The organism is Acerihabitans sp. (assembly GCF_036398755.1).
Taxonomy (GTDB): Bacteria; Pseudomonadota; Gammaproteobacteria; order Enterobacterales; family Enterobacteriaceae; genus Acerihabitans.
Genome location: NZ_DASWOM010000027.1, coordinates 1 through 18,914, shown reverse-complemented (window position 1 = coordinate 18,914; position 18,914 = coordinate 1). Strand labels below are relative to the sequence as shown.

General features: G+C 55.9%; 15 protein-coding genes. 10 read left to right on the top strand and 5 right to left on the bottom strand.

The annotated features are described in order from the left end of the window. Positions 1-83: 83 nt before the first annotated feature. Complete coding sequence (locus tag VGC33_RS05360) at positions 84-3,695, top strand: hypothetical protein (RefSeq protein ID WP_331119722.1); 3,612 nt, start codon at positions 84-86, stop codon at positions 3,693-3,695. On the opposite strand, the gene VGC33_RS05355 is transcribed toward VGC33_RS05360, so the two are convergent. The 4 genes from VGC33_RS05355 to yebS form a co-directional block, all read right to left on the bottom strand. Continuing rightward, a complete protein-coding gene (locus tag VGC33_RS05355; RefSeq protein WP_331119721.1) occupies positions 3,692-4,231 on the bottom strand; it encodes a hypothetical protein in 540 nt (179 codons plus the stop codon). The genes VGC33_RS05360 and VGC33_RS05355 overlap by 4 nt on opposite strands. Before the next feature lie 349 nt (positions 4,232-4,580). After that, on the bottom strand, positions 4,581-4,826 hold the full coding sequence (locus VGC33_RS05350; protein WP_331119720.1) for a DUF1480 family protein: 246 nt from the start codon (positions 4,824-4,826) through the stop codon (positions 4,581-4,583). A gap of 138 nt (positions 4,827-4,964) precedes the next feature. Then, the gene (locus VGC33_RS05345) at positions 4,965-7,595 is read right to left on the bottom strand and encodes a PqiB family protein (protein WP_331119719.1); all 2,631 of its coding nucleotides are present in this window, start codon (positions 7,593-7,595) and stop codon (positions 4,965-4,967) included. After that, positions 7,567-8,817: a membrane integrity lipid transport subunit YebS gene (yebS, locus tag VGC33_RS05340; RefSeq protein WP_331119718.1), complete on the bottom strand. Its 1,251-nt coding sequence runs from the start codon at positions 8,815-8,817 to the stop codon at positions 7,567-7,569. Before yebS ends, VGC33_RS05345 begins: the two co-directional genes overlap by 29 nt. A gap of 236 nt (positions 8,818-9,053) precedes the next feature. Here yebS and msrC point away from each other — a divergent pair, with 236 nt between their 5' ends. The 4 genes from msrC to htpX all read left to right on the top strand — a co-directional run bounded on the left by msrC (position 9,054) and on the right by htpX (position 13,636). Beyond that, positions 9,054-9,551: a free L-methionine (R)-S-oxide reductase MsrC gene (gene msrC, locus VGC33_RS05335; protein WP_331119717.1), complete on the top strand. Its 498-nt coding sequence runs from the start codon at positions 9,054-9,056 to the stop codon at positions 9,549-9,551. A 95-nt stretch (positions 9,552-9,646) separates the two neighbouring features. Then, the gene (gene proQ, locus VGC33_RS05330) at positions 9,647-10,375 is read left to right on the top strand and encodes an RNA chaperone ProQ (RefSeq protein ID WP_331119716.1); all 729 of its coding nucleotides are present in this window, start codon (positions 9,647-9,649) and stop codon (positions 10,373-10,375) included. A 19-nt stretch (positions 10,376-10,394) separates the two neighbouring features. Further along, a complete protein-coding gene (gene prc / locus VGC33_RS05325; RefSeq protein WP_331119715.1) occupies positions 10,395-12,443 on the top strand; it encodes a carboxy terminal-processing peptidase in 2,049 nt (682 codons plus the stop codon). A gap of 311 nt (positions 12,444-12,754) precedes the next feature. After that, complete coding sequence (gene htpX, locus VGC33_RS05320; protein WP_331119714.1) at positions 12,755-13,636, top strand: protease HtpX; 882 nt, start codon at positions 12,755-12,757, stop codon at positions 13,634-13,636. Between the two features lie 11 nt (positions 13,637-13,647). On the opposite strand, the gene VGC33_RS05315 is transcribed toward htpX, so the two are convergent. Beyond that, positions 13,648-15,051: an MFS transporter gene (locus tag VGC33_RS05315; RefSeq protein ID WP_331119713.1), complete on the bottom strand. Its 1,404-nt coding sequence runs from the start codon at positions 15,049-15,051 to the stop codon at positions 13,648-13,650. Between the two features lie 213 nt (positions 15,052-15,264). Here VGC33_RS05315 and kdgR point away from each other — a divergent pair, with 213 nt between their 5' ends. The 5 genes from kdgR to VGC33_RS05290 all read left to right on the top strand — a co-directional run bounded on the left by kdgR (position 15,265) and on the right by VGC33_RS05290 (position 18,113). After that, positions 15,265-16,056: a DNA-binding transcriptional regulator KdgR gene (kdgR, locus tag VGC33_RS05310; RefSeq protein ID WP_331119712.1), complete on the top strand. Its 792-nt coding sequence runs from the start codon at positions 15,265-15,267 to the stop codon at positions 16,054-16,056. Positions 16,057-16,086: 30 nt separating this feature from the next. Then, a complete protein-coding gene (locus VGC33_RS05305) occupies positions 16,087-16,335 on the top strand; it encodes a DUF2766 family protein (protein ID WP_331119711.1) in 249 nt (82 codons plus the stop codon). A 164-nt stretch (positions 16,336-16,499) separates the two neighbouring features. Continuing rightward, positions 16,500-16,643: a PhoP/PhoQ regulatory lipoprotein MgrB gene (mgrB, locus tag VGC33_RS05300; protein WP_331119710.1), complete on the top strand. Its 144-nt coding sequence runs from the start codon at positions 16,500-16,502 to the stop codon at positions 16,641-16,643. A gap of 96 nt (positions 16,644-16,739) precedes the next feature. Continuing rightward, the gene (locus tag VGC33_RS05295; RefSeq protein WP_331119709.1) at positions 16,740-17,012 is read left to right on the top strand and encodes a YebO family protein; all 273 of its coding nucleotides are present in this window, start codon (positions 16,740-16,742) and stop codon (positions 17,010-17,012) included. Between the two features lie 114 nt (positions 17,013-17,126). Then, positions 17,127-18,113, top strand: a complete 987-nt coding sequence (locus VGC33_RS05290; RefSeq protein WP_331119708.1) for an MBL fold metallo-hydrolase — start codon at positions 17,127-17,129, stop codon at positions 18,111-18,113. The last annotated feature ends 801 nt before the right edge of the window (positions 18,114-18,914 follow it).

Genomic DNA, 18,914 nt, shown 5'->3' with positions numbered 1-18,914 from the left:
TTCATAGACAAGAAAATCATTCGGAAATCGAGCAATTACTTCTGTCTAATATTACAACTCGCCAAGCGCGGCAGAGTGTTGAAATGCTGTTCGGTACGTTGAGCATGGCCCGCAATACGTCGGCGCCACAGGCCGGGCCGCCCGCCGCGCGGGCATATAACGGCCTGAAGAATGTCGGCGCGAGGGTGCTTTATGCCTACGGCGCGCTGGTGCCTTCACAATATTCAACCGGCGCGCCGACGGGTGACGCCGCGAGGGACGACAGGCTGGACGGGTATAAAATGCCCGCGACAACCGGGCTGCAGCCGGAATATCGCGAGACCAGGTTCCGGCGAGATACAGTCCAGGCCGGAGAAGGACCGGATCCCCTTTCTCCGGAGGATATCCGTGCCAAGCTTTATATTGAACAACGTAATAAAGTCTGGTCGAATAATAAACCTATTATTGATCTTGACCTGCAAAATAAAAATATAGCCACATTGATGGACCAGCTGTCATGGAATGATGTGGACTCAAACAATACACAATTAACGCAAGCGATGAACCTGGTTGACCATACGGCGCGTTTTCTTATTGCCACACCGGAAGGATTAGCCAGGATAGCCTATGTCCTGCTGCGGGGGTCCGGTCTCTACGGCGCGTCGCCGGGCGAACGGCTGACAACCAACGTCATGAGCGGGATTGTCGACGACTGGATGGCGGAAAATGTGTTTGGTTCCGGCGTCGAAGGCTTCGTGGCGCGCAGAATGCTGGGTATTCTGCCATCAGGCGAGCGGGATCCGACCTATGGTTCCGCCCATGTTGATGTAAAAAGCACCCTCGCCGCGATTAACGCCATGCTTGCCCTGTTCAATACCGGCGGTGCAGCGGCGGAGCGCGAGTCATCCAGCTATCGTTATCTTCTCGCCCACGTGGTTGCCCCGGCCATGCCGACGTTATTTTTTTCACGGGAGGATTTTCCTCCCGAGGCGCTTGAACTGGGCACGCTCGACTGGTGTTACCTGCATATCGGACTGTCGTTTGCCGCGAAAAGCGCGCTGGACATCGGCGATATGACCGCGTCTGAAATCATCGAAATAGGCTGTACGTTATCGGCGCTGTTAATGATGGGATCGCAGTCCGCCGTGCTGATTGATATTATTTCTTTCCCCGCGTTGCTGCATTACCTGAATACAATGCTTGCAGCCGACCGGAATGCCGCCCTGAAGATTGATGTGCGCGCGGACGTGACCCAAAAGGACGCGTTGCATCATTTCTTTTTTTCAGGCGAAGCCAGGGAAAAGGCGGTCAATCCGTTTAAACAGTTTGGCGACGCCATGGGCGGCTATAAGTCGCGCACGTTACTGGCCCGGGACATTCTACTTAAACACTGTGGCGACTGGACTGAGTCGGAGCATGCCCGCAGGCTGGAGGAGTATAAAAATCAACCGGGCACTTATCGTTGTCCCGCGGCGCCAGCCAGCAAACCGGGCCAGACAGATAGAAATAATGCCTTGAATAACCTGCCCGATCTTAATAATGCCTTTGAAGAACAAAACAAAAATATTACCGACAAGTTTGCCGTTATCGATGGTCTGATGATCATGGACACTCTCATGGCTTTACCGGCGGCCGAGCTGGATTTTATCGCCGCGGCGATAATTCGCAAGGCGGGGGCTGATTTTTCACAGCTCAATCCCTTGACCGGAATGCCGGTGGAATATTTCATCACCGGGGCAAAACCGGCGGTGCAAATGTTGCCGGGTATCGAACTTTTATTGGCTTCCGGCAAGGGTGAAGAACGGATTTTTGCCCTGGGACGGGATAATACAGGTTACTGGTTAAGGCGCGTTGACCGCGATAAGGAAAATTACTTTCAACTTATGGCAATCAACCTTGCCGGCGCGGACAAAAATTATCGACTTAATGTTTATGCCGGCGAAAATACCCAAGGCCTGTATAAAACCGCTGGGGAATCTCTGCGGATCCTCAGCGAAAAACTGAATAGGCAACATACAAAAATACTGGCAAATGAACTCTATAACCAAGGATATGAGGAAACCTCGCAGGAAGCGATATATCATTTTTTGCTGTCGTTTATTCCCTTTTATCATTGCGCTAAATGGAACCCGCATCGCCAGGAGGAGGCCTTGATATCCTGCGCGCTGGACGGCCTGAATTTCATACCGCTGGCGGGTAAAGCCGCGACCTTATCATCGCGGGTGCTGGCAAAGGCGGGGATGGGGGGGATGGCGTCGCTGCGCATCGCCCAGGGCGGCTACGCGGCCGGCGCCGGCGTGAAAAGCGCCATAAACATGGGGGTTCGGACCTTTGTCAATGTGGCCATGACCTCGGTGCTCGAAGAGTTCGACCGCAAAGCCTTGACCAGCATGTTAATTGCGTTGGCCCGTTCTTTAGACCCGGGCATTGAATTGACGGGCATGCTGGGAAAATCGGCGGTGCTGCAGGTTCGCAATGCCGCCAGGTTGTTGCGTGGCCACAGTCCCACCATGGAAAAGCTGTTGTTGAAACTGGATGCCGGCATGCTCGACGACAGGCTGCCCAAGGATATCGATGCGTTTGAAACCGGTAGCCTACCGGGCATCGGGCGCGACATACCGATTGTCAGATTAGGTGGGGATCGCTATCGGGATCAGCCGGTCTATGTCAGGGTCAATCCGCAAACCGGCGACTGCTTCGGCATAAAATATACTCTGGCGCCGGGTAACCGGCTGGAGGCGATTCCTTTACCGGTGGCAAGCCGATTGAAGAATATCCTGCACTCCGGGCTGAGCGGCCGTGGGGCGGGCAAAGTGGCCAAGATCTGGACCCAACAGAGGAGCGTCGATACGTTGGTTAGCCACCAGCTTAACGGTGTGGAATGCACGGCGCATATCTCACGTTACGGCGAACCGGGGAGCGAAGCGCTGCTGTTTCCCGAACTGGGTATCCACCTGGAACAGTCCCCCCTTGATTTTGCGCAATATCAGGCTGTTTACAGTAGCTTGACGGTAAGCCAGTCGATCGCATTACATTTATGGACCATGGAGTCCGGCGCCAGCAAAAACTACCGGCACAAAGATGTGATGTTGAACCTGGAAAGTTTTATGGTCGCCAAAAGCACTATCAATGACAATCTATGGGGCCGATTACCCCTGGATAAATGGAAACCCTCGGACCGGCTGATTTATGCGGATTTAACCGATGCACTGAAAAGGCCGTTTCCCCGGCAGCAGGGCAGTTATCTGGGGGTGGCGCAGTATCCGGCAATGGTGAGCATTCCCTGGGGGGATACCCTCGGTCCGGGGGATATTGTCACGCATTACCCAACCTTTATGACCGTCGCGTCGGAGGATAAATACGCTCGGATATTAACCCTCAGGGCCGACCGGGAAGGATTAAGCGGTAACCAAAACCGGCAGGCCGTTGCATATTTTAAAATTGAAAACGCGCGCCGGGCGATCCCCTTGTTATTCAATATAGAGGATAGACAGATACTGGGTATCGAGTATGTCTTTAAGCCCGACACTCTTTTCCGGGTTAAAAGCGTCTCCACTGCCTACCTGCTCGAGGGGCAAATCCACCCCTCACGTCGCATCGGGGTCGTTCTTGAGGAATTTGACGGACCGGTGAACGAGGTAAAGAGCATTTTTACCGGTAATATACTGCCGGTCGGCACGGCTGAATGGGCAAATATCGTAAAGACATACTCTTAACCCTTGTTATCAAGGCGATCCGCGCCGGTCAAGCCATGGATTTGCCGCGCGTCAAAGGACGCCGTTTCAGCGGGCTGCGTTTCCAGCACCTGCTTTATGACCTGATAGCAATCCTCGATATGGGCGTTGCCGAGGATTTTCATGGCGCTAAAACTTAAGCCCGCGGCGGCGGCCTGGCCGATAATCGGCACATAGCGGGCTACCGACTTGGTGGCCATCCGCACGCCTACCCGCTTGAGCACCATTTTTATCAGCTCGCGGGTGACGGTGCTGCCGATAAGACGGCTGCCGATACCGGTTATCGCCACCAGGGTATATTTTTTGCGATGAGGGTGCAGTTGCTCAATCTGCGCCGGCGACAGGCCGAATTTCTCGTTGATGGCCGGCAATAGCGCCATCAGCAGCGATACATCGGTGCCGATATCCAGGCCGGGGATAGGGATCACCGCGGCGCCGGCGGATAAACCGGCGCGGCGGGTGACCATTTTTTTACATTCCACGCGCACCTGTTCCAATTGAGCAATGCTAGTGATCATTACCGAGTCCTGTTGTGCAAATCAAATGACGGGATGTAACGTGCGGATAAATCGTGTCGTTGTTATCCGCTTAATGGCCGCGGCTATCGGAGCGATAGGTTGCGGGGCGGACCCGGACCGGTAGAATATAACACTACCCTCAGAAACAAATTCCCTGACTGTCTTTAGTCGTCAGCCTTCGGGCTGACTTTTTTTTTGCCGCTTACGTCGCAAGACGCGAAGCCGGTCCGCGCGCGCTACAGGCGCAGAAAATAATTGGCGAAGGGCCGCAGCCCACGGGAAGACAGCCGCGCCATGGCGAGCGTCTCTCGCGGCGGGAAACCGCCCGCCCGTGCGGCGGAGGGGCCCATCACTCCAGACGCATGATCCAGGCATCATTATCATTATCGTAGTGCTGGCGGAACAGTACGTGCTCTTTGCCGTCAAGGAACGCCGGAATACTGGTGTGCTCGTCCCAGCCGTCAAGCTGCTTGCACAGTTCGGGATCGGATTTACAGGGGATGCGCAGGATATTCTCCACGCCGCGATCCGCGCCGGCGGAGAGTTCGGCGTCTTCAACCTTGAAACTTCCAATTTTAACAGTAGTCTTGGTCATAACATTATCCCTTTTCATTTCTCGCCAGGGTGGAACCGTAACCGGTCACCTGTAAAGCATAGTCAAGATCGCACAAAACGCTAAAGGCGCCCGATCCGCCGCCTCCACAGGTTCAGATTTATACGCAAACGGCGCGGTCTACCCCTGCGGTGGAATGGCGGTGCCCCATTCGTGCCATTCTTTCGGTTCTTCTTCGCTGAGCAGGAAATGCTTGCCGGTGGCGGCCTTGGGCGCCAGCGGCGTGGTCGGCGGGGTGGCAAAGGCGATGCCGCCGCGTATAAACTGCTGGAAAGTGCCGCTTTTCACCGTGCCGCCGGTGAGGCCGAACTTGAGGTCATAGCCGGATGCCAGCCAGAATACCGAGTTATTGCGCACGAGATGCTGATACTGTTTACTGATGCGCAGCGCGACATAAACCCGATCGGAAAGCGACCCCAGCGACAGGTTGGTCACGGTGCCGACCTCGATGCCGCGATACAGTACCGGGGTGCCGACCTGCAATGAACCGGCCTCCGGCGTGTCCACCACCACATTCAAGCCGTCCAGATAGCGGGAGTCGGTAATCGTTGCCTGCTGTAGCTCGAAATTACGCGTAGCCTGGCCGCGACCCGGTTCAACATTGATGTAGGGCTGCAGCAGGGTTTCCAGATGATTGACGCCGGCGGCGGAAATTTCAGGGGTAACCACGGAAAAATGCGTTCCCACCCTGGCGAATGTTTGTACATATTCCGGATAAAGCACCGCCTGCGCCATGACCTCGCTGTTTTCGGTGGACAGTTTCAATGTTTCCAACTGGCCGATATCGATGCCCAGGTAACGGATCGGCATGCCCGGCGCCAGCTTACTGGCATCATAAGTTCGCAATACGATCTGGCTGCCCACCGCGCGGGCGGCGTTTTCCGATCCATAGAGTTTGCGCGGCGCGCCTTTCGCCTGTACCGCGCCGTCCAGGTTATCAAAGCTGATGGCGCCTTTCAGCGCACGGTCGAGCGGCGATGCCTGCACGGTGATGCCGTTGCCGTTGATTTGCACGCGGGCGCCGCCCTCGGCCCAGAATATACTGTTGGCGGTCAGCAGCTTGCGATACTGCGGATGGATATAGACATCGACATCGAAACTCTGCGCCGTCGGGCGCACGTCGATGATTTCCCCTACCTGGAACTTGCGGTACATCACGATCGAACCGGCCTGGATATCCGGCAGGCTATCGGCGGTGAGGGTCAGCGTCGGCGCCGGTTTGTCGCCCTGGATGCCCTGGTCCGCCATTTCCCGGTTGCCATAAAGCGGATACCTGTCCAGCGGCGCGCCCCGATCGCCCGGAACGATCACGATGCCGCCGTCCAGCCATTCCTGTGCGCTGGTGCCCAGCACCCGTACGCCGTCCAGGCCAAATTTCACGTCGACCCGGCTGTTAACGATAAATTTGGTGTTTTTATGTAACAGGTCCGCATACTCGGGCTTCACCGCCGCCTCGAAAACCACCTGGTTATCGATCAGTTTGCGGCTTATCACTTTACCGACCGGGATACCCTGCAACGTCAGCGGCTGGCCGCTGTCGATGCCGTAACTTTGCGGCGCGGTCAGGCGGAAGGTGCGCACCCCGGGTTCCTGCAACAGCATGTGATTACTGTCGAGCAGGGTAAAATGCTGCTGTGGCTCGCCGCCGCCCGGCACCAGTTCCAACGTCACGCCGGACAGCAGGCTGCCGATATTGGCATTGTTTAGCGATAGCTGCGGCGTATGCATTTCAATGCGGGTGTCGCTGCGCATCAAATCGACGATGGACGGATTGATGGTCAGTTCGCCGGTGACTTTATTGTCTTTTCCCAGCGTCAGTTTGGTCAGGGTGCCGACTTCCAGCCCTTGGTAGAGCAGCGGCGTATGGCCTTCGCTGAGATTCTGGCCGTCCGGCAGATCAAGGGTGATGATAACGCCGCGCTGGCTGTGGGACAGGTCGGGATAGAGCGTATAATTATCGTCGGATCGGGCCTGTTCACCCTGGGCGGGGGAATCAAAGGCGATGGCGCCGTTGACCAGCGCCGCCACGCTTTCCAATTCCACCTTGGCGCCGTGGAAATCCACATCGGCCTTTAACCCGGACACATTCCAGAAGCGGCTTTCCTTCTTTACCAGGTCGGTAAAGCGCCGGTCGATCAGCACGTCGATATTGACCCCGCCTTTATCACGCGAAACGTCATAATCATAGACTTTCCCCACCGGCAGCTTGCGGTAATACACCAGCGACCCGGTATTAAGCGAACCCAGGTTATCCGCGTGCAGATGCACCAGCAGTTCACCGGTATTCACCCGGTATTTAGGCTGGGTGTCGAGGGCGATGAAATGGTTTTCCTCTTCGCCTTTGCCAGGCATCATGCCGATATAGTTACCACCGACCAGCGCGTCCAGCCCCGATATCCCGGCCAGGGACGCCTTGGGCGTTACCAGCCAGAACTGGGTGCCTTTGCGCAATGCGTCGCGCATATCGCGCTTGATGCTGACCTCGACCCGGATGCTGCGCAAATCACCGCTGAGCTTGATATTTTGCACGGTGCCGACCTCTACCCCCTGGTAACGTACCGGCGTGCGTCCGGCGACGATGCCGTCGGCGGAAACGAAGTCAATGGTTACCGAGGAACCCCGTTCCTGAATGGTGCTGTAAACCAGCCAGCCGGCAATCAGCAGGGCGATGAAAGGCAGCAGCCAGAAAGGCGATAGGCGGCGCTTATTCTTGACTGCCGCGCTAGTCGGTGTAGTCGGCGTTTGTTGCATGTGCATCCCATATCAAACGGCTGTCTAACCACTCGACAGCGAGAATTGTCAAAATAACGGCGGCGCCGAAAAAAAACGCCGCCGGTCCCATGGTAAAGGCCAATAATTGGTCGCGATCCACCAGCGACATGGTGATGGAGATAACAAACAAATCCAGCATCGACCAGCGCCCGATCCAGGTGACGAAACGCAATAAGCGAATGCGCGTTTTAAGCCCATGCCGAACCTTGAAATGTAACGTGATCAATAACGTCAGCAGCACTATGACCTTGATAAAGGGCACCAGGATACTGGCGATAAATACAATGGCCGCCACCGGAATATTGTCCGCCGCCAGTGAGCCGATACCGGCCAGAATGGTGCTTTCATTGCGGTTGCCGTTGATATAGATAATTGAAATCGGCAGCAGGTTGGCGGGAATAAGCAACACCATCGCCGCGATAAGCGCCGACCAGCTTTTTTGCACGCTGTGGCGGCGCCTGTGGCGCAACGGTACATGACAGCGAGGACAGCGGCCGCGCACGTCGGCGGTGCCGGTGAAATTACAGCCCAGGCACACCCGAAGCCGCGCGGTATTGGTACGAAACGCCAACCGCTCCGGCTGGGGATAGAATTTTTCCCACAGTTGACTGATATTGAGATGGGTCAGCGTCATGACGCTCAGTAGCGTCAGCGCGATAAACGCCGGCAGCGCCAGGCCGGTGGTCACGGCGGCATAGTCCTTGACCTTAATGGCCGCCACGCCCATGCCGATCAGGTAAATATCCAGCATTATCCATTCTTTAAGCCGATCGAGCATCAGCAGCACCGGGCGCAGATTCATTCCCAGCCGTTGGCCGAAATACAGATACAGCAGGGAAATTACCATCGTGCAAGGGGCGCCGATGGTACAGAAGGCCACCATGCTGGCGGTGATGGGATCGCCCTGCAAGGCCATCTGCCAGATGCCGTGCAGCAGGTTGGCGCTGATCGAGGTTCCCAGCAGCCGCACGCTTATCAGCGGATCGGCGTAGGCAAAGGGCATCAGCAACAGCATGGCGGCCGCCATAACGGCCAGCCGGTTGATGTTCCATTCATTGCCGACGGCAACCCTGGCCCGGCAACGCGGGCAGAACGCATCCTGGTGTTGGTTCAACGCCGGCAGGATAAAGAGCGCGTCGCACTGGGCGCAACGCTGTCCGCGTCCTTGGGGCAACGCGCCGTGAATGTGCTGAATTATCATATACCGGGACGCCGCAAGGGTTTACGCGCCATCATGCCTGCCTTTCATATTCCATCAATCGGCAATTGACTCCGGCAGGATGTCGCCGGAGAGGTTTGCGCAAACATACCTGTGGATACTGGCTTTGTGAAGTCATAAAGGGTTAATCTTGTGGCCGTGGGCATTTATTGCTTAATGTATTTGAGACCGGCCAGATCGCCGGTATATGAAAGATTAGCTCATTTATTGGTTTTAATATGAAAAAACAACAATGCTATGCTGAATTACTCCAAAACCTGTCGTCGCTGATTGAAGGCGAGACGCATTTTATCGCGGCGATGGCCAACTGCAGCGCATTGCTCTTTGAACATCTCGACGGCGTCAATTGGGCGGGTTTTTATCTGCTTGACGGTGATACACTGGTGCTTGGCCCCTTCCAGGGTAAGGTGGCCTGCGTGCGCATACCGGTGGGCCGGGGCGTCTGCGGTACCGCGGTGGCGCAAAACAGCATCCAGCGGGTGGATGATGTCCACGCGTTTCCCGGCCATATCGCCTGCGACGCCGCCAGTAATGCCGAAATCGTGCTGCCGATTACCCTGGACGGCAGGGTGGTCGGGGTTCTGGACCTTGATAGCACGATTTACCATCGCTTCGACCAGGATGACGAAGATGGGCTGAAAGCCTTGGTGGAACGGCTTTGCCAGCAGTTGGAGCACACCAATTTGCGACGTTTTATCAATAATACTTTATATTGATAGACAGATAACGTGGCATTTGCCGATGGCGTCATTATAATGACGCCTGTTCATGCCTGCGCTGGTTGGCAAACCCGTTGTAATCAGGAAAATTCATGGAAAATCAACCCAAGTTGAACAGTAATAAAGAAGTCATCGCCTTTCTGGCCGAGCGGTTTCCGCTTTGTTTCAGCGCCGAAGGCGAGGCGCGACCGCTGAAAATCGGTATTTTTGCCGATCTGGTCGCGCGCATCCAGGGGGAGGACAGCCTGAGCAAAACGCAGTTGCGTTCCGCTTTAAGGCTCTATACATCAAGCTGGCGCTACCTGTACGGCATCAAACTCGGTGCCCAGCGCGTCGATCTCGACGGCAATCCCTGCGGGGAATTGGAAGCGCAGCATGTCGAGCACGCCCGCAAGCAACTTGAGGAAGCCAAGGCACGGGTCCAGCAGCAACGCGCCGCCCAGCAGGCCAAGAAACGTGAAAACGGCGAAACGCCGGCACCGCGCCGCGCCGCGCCGGTTTCCCAGCCCGCGGCTGGCAAAAAAGGTCCGGATGACGGCGCTGCGCCGCGCAGACCGCGTCCGGCCAATCGCCCCAAGCGAGACGCCAAGACCGACGTCAAGAGCGATCGGGCAGCTCAGCCGGTTAAGCAGGCCGCCCCGGCGCGCCAGCAGCTACCGGTTACCGATATTTCAAAATTACATATCGGCCAGGCAATCAAGGTCAAGGTGGGCAAAGATCCCATGGAAGCAACGGTTATGGAAATTGCCAAAGAAGGGGTACGTGTGCAGCTTTCTTCCGGGATGGCTTTGATTGTGCGCGCAGAACACCTGCAGTTCTGATACGGAGGCCGACCAGGGCATGAACAAATTTGTCAGAGTAACTGCAATTGCAGGGTTGTTACTGGCGGGATCGGCATCGGCGAATGATAATAAAATCACCCGCGCCGACCAGATTCCCCAGCTTCACGAAGAAGCGCAACAAGAGACCGTCAGTGAACGCGTCACCGCTCGTTTTACCCGATCCCATTATCGCCAGTTTGATCTGGATGATGCGTTTTCGGCCAAGATTTTCGACCGTTACCTGAATATGCTGGATTACAGCCATAACGTCCTGCTGTCATCCGACATCGCCCAGTTCGCGGATAAGAAAAACCTGCTGGACGATGAGCTGAAAAGCGGTAAGCTTGATGTGCCCTACGCATTGTACAACCTGGCGCAGCGGCGGCGTTTCGAACGCTATCAATATGCTCTGGCCCAGCTTGCCAAACCGATGGATTTCACCGGTAACGACACCATAGAACTCGATCGCAGCAAGGCGCCCTGGCCGCAAAATGAAGCGGAGCTGAACAAGCTGTGGGACGCCAAGGTCAAATACGACCAGCTCAGCCTCAAGCTCACCGGCAAGGATGATAACGAGATCCGCGATGTGCTGACCAAACGTTATCAATTTGCCATTCGCCGCCTGGCGCAGAGCAATAGCGAGGACGTGTTCCAACTGGTGATGAACGCCTTCGCCCATGAAATCGATCCGCATACCAATTATCTTTCGCCGCGCAATACCGAACAGTTCAACACCGAGATGAGCCTGTCCCTGGAAGGTATTGGCGCGGTGTTGCAAATGGACGACGATTACACGGTGATCAATTCGCTGGTGCCGGGCGGACCGGCGGCGAAGAGTAAAACCATCACCGTCGGCGATCGCGTGGTGGGTGTCGGCCAGACCGGCAAGCCGATGGTGGATGTCATCGGCTGGCGGCTTGATGACGTGGTTTCCCTGATCAAAGGCCCGAAGGGCAGCAAGGTGCGGCTGGAAATCCTGCCGGCGGGCAAGGGCACCAAGACCCGTATCGTCACCGTCACGCGTGAGCGTATCCGTCTCGAGGATCGCGCGGTAAAACTCACCGTTAAAGAAGTGGGCGGCCAGAAAGTCGGCGTGCTGGACATTCCCGGTTTTTATGTCGGCCTGACCGATGACGTCAAGGTACAGCTGCAGAAATTGCAAAAACAGAATGTCAGCAGCGTCATCATCGACTTGCGCACCAACGGCGGCGGCGCCCTGACCGAGGCCGTGTCCCTGTCCGGGCTGTTTATTCCCAGCGGTCCGGTGGTGCAGGTGCGCGACAATAACGGCAAAATCCGCGAGGATAGCGACAACGACGGCATCGTTTATTACAAAGGCCCCCTGGTGGTGCTGGTCGATCGTTTCAGCGCCTCGGCGTCGGAAATTTTCGCCGCCGCCATGCAGGATTACGGCCGGGCGCTAATCGTAGGCGAGCCGACGTTCGGCAAGGGCACGGTGCAGCAATACCGCTCCCTGAACCGCATCTACGATCAGATGCTGCGGCCGGACTGGCCGGCGCTGGGTTCGATTCAGTACACGATCCAGAAGTTCTACCGGGTTAACGGCGGCAGCACCCAGCGCAAAGGGGTAGTGCCGGATATCATCATGCCCACCGGCGACGAGACTATTGAAACCGGCGAGAAGTTTGAGGATAACGCCTTACCCTGGGACAGCATCAATGCGGCCACCTTCACCAAGACCGGCGATTTGAAACCCTTCGCCGCCGAACTGTTGAAGGCGCACAAGGAGAGGATTGCCGCCGATCCGGAATTCCAGTATATCGCCCAGGATATTGCAAAGTTCCATGCGCTGAAGGACAAGCGCAACATTGCCTCGCTCAATCTCGCGCAACGTGAGAAAGAGAGCCACGAGGACGATGCCTTGCGCTTGCAGCGCACCAACGAGCGCCTGGCGCGACAGGGTAAAACCCCGGTGAAAACGCTGGAGGCCATCCCCAAGGATTACCACGAACCCGATCCTTACCTGGATGAGTCGGTGCATATCGCGCTTGACCTGAGCAAGGCGGAAAGCGGACAACCGGCCACGCAGCCGGCCCCCGTCAAGTAAAACCGGTCCAATTACCAAGGCGCCTTTCCGACGGCGCCTTGGTTAATCCAGATTATTCCTTCGAGGTTCTGACGAATTCACCCAGCGGTGTCGATGCCGCGGCCGCCTCACGGCTGATCTCCTGGCATCGGCGAACCCGGCGTTTGCATGCCGCTTTTTTTATTACCGCGATCCTTGGCGTAAAAAGCTTAACAAAATGTAAAGTTATGTCTTTTTAAGCACTTAATGCCACGCAACCCTTGAAAACGGCGCGCAAACCCATACCATCATGGCTAGCGCAATGGGCGTTATTTTCGAGGAATCACCTTCTTATGATGCGTATCGCTCTCTTTCTTCTCACCAACCTGGCCGTCATGCTGGTTTTCGGTCTGGTTCTGAGCCTGACGGGGATACAATCGTCAAGCGTAACCGGGTTAATGGTCATGGCGGGTCTGTTCGGTTTCGGCGGCGCGTTTGTTTCGCTGCTGATGTCGAAATGGATGGCGCTGCGGTCAGTCGGCGGAGAAGTGATTGAACAGCCCCGCAACGAGACCGAACGCTGGCTGCTGGAGATAGTCCGGCGGCAGTCGCAGCAGGCCGGGATTGCCATGCCGCAGGTGGCCGTTTACCCGGCGCCGGATATCAACGCCTTCGCCACCGGCGCGCGGCGTGACGCCTCGCTGGTGGCGGTCAGCACGGGGTTGTTGCAAAATATGAGCCGCGACGAGGCCGAGGCGGTCATTGCCCATGAAATCAGCCACGTGGCCAATGGCGACATGGTGACCATGACGCTTATCCAGGGCATTGTGAACACCTTCGTTATTTTCGTTTCGCGCATCCTGGCCCAGTTGGCGGCGGGTTTCCTGTCGTCCAACCGCGATGAAGGCGAAAGCAGCAACGGCAACCCGATGATTTATTTTGCCGTCTCCATGGTGCTGGAACTGGTGTTCGGCGTGCTGGCGAGCATCATTACGCTCTGGTTCTCCCGTCATCGCGAGTTCCACGCCGATGCCGGCTCGGCAAGACTGGTCGGACGCGAGAAGATGATAGCCGCGTTGCAGCGCTTGAAAACCAGTTATGAACCACAGGAGGAAAGCAGCATGCTGGCGTTTTGCATCAACGGAAAATCGAAATCGTTCAGCGAGCTGTTTATGTCCCACCCGCCGCTGGATAAGCGGATCGAGGCGCTGCGGGCCGGGACTTATCTTAAATAAGGCCCGGGCGGCTATTCCGCGCCGTGGATATCCTGGACGTCCTGGCGCTCAGGGCTGCCCTGCTTGATGCGCAGCGCGCTTACCAGCGCCGCCGCTGTCGCAAAGCATCCGGCCAGCACCAGCGCCGCCTGAGTGCCGGTGGCGCCGAACAGATTAAACATCAGCGCCACCAGTGCCGCTCCGGAGGTTTGGCCGAACAGCCGGGCGGTGCCCAGCATGCCGCTGGCTCCGCCGCTACGGTTGCGTGGCGCCGAAGTGATGATGGTATGGTTATTCGGAGACTGGAATAAGCCAAAGCCGGCGCCGCACAGCATCATGCGCCAGATGATTTCCCCATCCCCGGGGGCGGCGGGCAGCCAGGCCAGCGAAAACAGGCCCAGGGCAAAGGCGCCCAGTCCGATGGCGCCAAGCAGACCCGAATGCACACGGCCTATAAGCCTGCCCGCCACCAGGGCCAGCAGCATGGTGGCCAGTGGCCAGGGGGTCAGCAGCAGACCGGTCGCCACCTCGCTGCGGCCCAGCACGCTTTGCAGATAGAACGGCAGGGAGACCATGGCCAGCATTTGGGCGCAGAAAGAACAAATGGATGTTCCCATCGACAGGGCGAACAGCGGAATGCGGAACAGATCCACCGGCAGCAGCGGCCAGGGCTGGCGCAGCTGATGCCGGACGAAAAACACGCCGATTACCGCCGCCATGGCCAGCTCGAGCAGTATCCATTGCCCGCCGACCCGTTGGGAAAATCCGCCGAGCGCCGAGAGCAGCAGCCCAAAGGTCAGCGCGTTCATCAGGGCGCTGAACCAGTTGAACCGCTGTCCTTTGTTTTTCAGCGCGTTAACCGGCAGGAAACGGCGGCCCAGGTAAAATGCCAACAGCCCGATGGGCACGTTAATGGCGAACAGCCATTGCCAGGAGGAGATGGACAATACCCCCGCGGCCACGGTCGGACCGGCGGCGGTGGCGACCGCCACCACCAGGGTGTTGATGGCCATGCCGCGCCCCAGCAGGCGCGAGGGATAAATGATGCGGATCAGGGCGGTATTGATGCTCATCAACGCCGCCGCGCCCAGTCCTTGCAGCACACGGGCGCTTATCAGCATCCATAGGCTGTCCGACAGGGCGCAGACCAGCGACATCAGGGTAAATACCGCCAGCCCGCATTGATAGACCCGCCGGTAGCCATAAATATCCCCCAGGGTGGCGAAGGACAGAATGGTCATGATGATGGACAACTGGTAGGCGTTAATCACCCAAATCGACGTGGCGGGACTGGCGTTCAATTCACGGGCAATGGTCGGCAGGGCTACGTTTGCGATGGCGCCGTCCAGCACGGCAAGGCTGATGCTGATGATAATGGTTAATATTGCGCCATAACGTTGGGGGAGGGGAAGGCCGTCGGCAGAGTTCTGGATCATGAAGGATTAACGCACCGTCAAAAACATCATCCTAGCACCAATTAACAAAATGGCGATCGCCGCAACGCCGGATAAATGTAATAAATCATGCATCGCCAGTTAAATACATCCGGTAAAGCCAATGGTTATTGCGTTGATTGCAGGCTTGCCTTTATAATAAAAATCATGTTCTATTTTTTTTAAAACATAACGCTTATCAGGACTTTTATAACCATGGCGATGACAGATCTAGACAGACAGCCCGATTCAGTATCGTCTGTGTTAAAGGTATTTGGAATTCTACAGGCACTGGGCGAAGAGAGGGAAATCGGCATAACCGAGCTTTCACAGCGCGTTATGATGTCCAAGAGCACGGTGTATCGATTTTTGCAGACGATGAAATCGCTCGGCTATGTCTCGCAGGAAGGCGAATCGGAAAAATATTCCCTGACACTAAAACTGTTCGAGCTTGGCGCCAAGGCGCTGCAAAATGTGGATCTGATCCGCATTGCCGATATCCAGATGCGCGTGCTGTCTAATTTGACCCGTGAGACCATTCACCTGGGGTCGCTTGATGAAGACAGTATTGTCTACATCCATAAAATCGATTCCATGTATAACCTGCGCATGTATTCCCGGGTCGGCCGCCGCAATCCGCTGTACAGCACCGCTATCGGCAAAGTGCTGCTGGCCTGGCGCGATCGGGACGAGGCGCGGGAGATTCTTTCCGGCGTGGTGTTCAACCGCAGCACACAGCACACCGCCGCCGATAGCGAGGCCCTGCTGCCGGAACTGGATCTGGTGCGCGAGCAGGGGTTTGGTGAGGATAATGAAGAGCAGGAAGAGGGGCTGCGCTGCATTGCGGTGCCGATTTTCGACCGTTTTGGCGTGGTGATCGCAGGCCTGAGCATTTCTTTCCCGACCATCCGCTTCTCGGAAGCGAGCAAAAGCGACTATGTGAAGATGCTTCACGACGCGGCACGCAATATTTCCCAGCAAATTGGTTATCAACAGTATCCGTTTTAACCGACGGTCCAGGCGCAGAGAGGCGTAGCCATGTCCCAACCCTTTTCGGAAAACCAGGAGCTGGTCTCCGATTTAGTCGCTTGCCAACTGGTTATCAAGCAGATACTTGATGTTATCGAGGTTATTGCGCCCGTGGAAATCCGCGACAAAATGTCGGGGCAATTGAAAAATATCGATTTTGCCACCCATCCGGCGGCGCAGGACCCGGTTACCCGGCGTGCCATTGAAAAAGCGATCGCGCTGATCGATTTGAAATTCGACCGGACGGCGCATCCCTGATCGGTAAGCAGGCGTGTCGGGGTAAATCCTTGGCACCCTATTTTCTTACACCCATATCATCCGCTTTATAAATCATTATTCTGATAATGAAATCCCTATGGTTACCATTCGTTTAAGTTTTGCTGGCTAGAATAACGCTATTGCGACGGTACAGGACGTGGGTTTTGAAAAAAAACACTTCGATATCTATAGGGGTCATTTTGCTGCTTTGCCTGCTGCTGTGGCTATCGGCGCTGAACAGCTTTTGCGATCAGGGCGGGGATTTTTTTAGCGGGATGTGCCTGGTGACCAAGTGGATGCCCTGGTAAAGGGAGGTCCGGCGCGGCAATTTTATCGCGCGGGGTACAATGATGGCCACGGAGTGATAAGATAGCTTCTGGTTTTTTCAGTGGCAAGGTCACTTTATGAACGAATTTGGATTTGATACCCTTAATATCGCCTCAATGGCGATCGCGTTGGTCGTTTTTATCATCTGCCTGGTGGTGTGGTTTTACCTCAATCGCGCAAGCGTCAGGGCCAACGAGCAGATTTTATTGCTCAACGAATTGCTTGAACAGCAAAAGCAGCAGACCGAACTGCTGCTGCGCCTGGGGCAGGCGGCTAATCCCGATAATGGCGCCAAGGCGCTGCCGGCCGGGGAACCCATTCTGTTTAAAGATTTTATCGCCGAACGCTAGACCCGCCCATCATAGGCCATCCTGCCGGGCGCAGCGGTGGCATCCATCACATAATCCGGTTTATTTGCGCATTTTTGCCGTTGGCCTGCAGCCAACGTGAGAATCGAGAACACGATGACAAAAAAAAATCCTTGGTATGATGCCGCAAAACCTCACCACACACCGGAGGGTTTCCGTAATATCGAGCCGGGGGTGAGAACACCCGGCGCATATAAGAAATGGCAGGACGAAAGGAAAAAACAGGGCCTGCCCAAACCTCCCCGCGACGGGTATCCGGGCTTTATCGAACGCTGGTGGCAACCCGCTGATTTCAGCGGTACGGAAGACGCGGTATGGTGGCTGGGACATGCCTGCCTGATGGTGCGCGCGGCGGGACGCTATCTGCTTATCGACCCGGCCCTGGGGACGCGCGCCTCACCGTTGCCCTTTATCGGCCCCAAACGCAAAACGCCGGTGCCGGTAAAAATTGCCGATTTACCGCCAATCGAGATGATCCTTTATTCCCACAACCATTATGATCACCTGGATAAAGGCACCCTGAAGATGCTGCTGAAACGTTTTCCGGCGATACAGGTGATGGCGCCGCTGGGCATGGGCGGCTGGCTGCGCAAGCGGGGCGTGCGTACCATAAAACAGTGCGACTGGTGGGACAGCGTCTACAGCCACGGTATCAGGCTGCACAGCGTTCCCGCGCGGCATTGGAGCCAGCGTAGCCTAAAAGATCATAACCGCAGCCTGTGGTGCGGCTGGGTGGTGGAAACCAAAGACTGGCGTTTTTACTTTTCCGGCGACAGCGGCTACAGTCCCGGCCTGGCTGAAATCGGCGCGCGGCTCGGGCCCTTCAGCGTCGCCGCCTTGCCCATAGGCGCTTATGCACCAGAATGGTTCATGGGCGAAAGCCATATGAGTCCCGCCGGCGCGGTGGAGGTATATCGGCAATTAGCCTGTCCCAGGGTTATCCCGATCCACTGGGGGGTATTTGAACTTGCGGACGAAGCGCTTGACGAACCGCCGCTGGCGCTGGAACAAGCCTTATTAACCGCGGGCATCACCGAGCATGATTTCCACCCGCTGAAAATCGGTGGGAAAATAGCCCTTTGACAATAGTCACACCGCCGGATAATTAACATCGGCGGTCATAACACCACTTAAATAGCCGCTCGCGCCGGGCGGCGGTTGTTATCCCCGATCTCGCGCGCCGCCGGTATCACCGGTCCCGGATCCACATTATCCTGTTCTTTATTTCATTATAATGACGCTGGTCATATAAAATATATTAAAGAATGGCGTGCTTAACACGTTATCAAATATTATTTCGCATAGGCTGATGAGCAGTAAACCGATTTACCCGGGGGCCGATGCGGCGGCAAAATAACGCCGACGCGCCTGGGCGATTCCGTGAGCAATCATCAAGCCGCCGGCGGCCTGCACAATATTGGGGACCAATCATGGCGCATTGTCCTGGGGGGAGCGGCCGCGCGGCAAAGCGTCGCGGCACGGCGGGCATGGACACGGACACCGTCAGGGAAATTTTATTCCCTGGATAGTTGATTAGGGTATAAGCAAATCTGAAAAAATGTGAGCCAGACCCCTTGTTTTCTTTTATCGGTAAATGAATAGTTATTCTTGAATATTGCATTGGACGTTGACAAGTGTTTGCGCTAAGGTTATCGATAAATGGTACAGAAATCATCGTGGTGGTTAACGTGGTTATCTAATGGGCGAAATTTTCAACTATTGGATGCGCGGATAACCGTCGCAATGCAACTGAACGATTTAATTATGTGCGACATATCCGGCCCTGATCAAAAATGGCTTGCCATTGATTACAGAGTATGTGATAACGCATTTGGGTAAAACGAGGTACAGTTCTGTATATGAATGGCATTTTCAGTAAAGAAG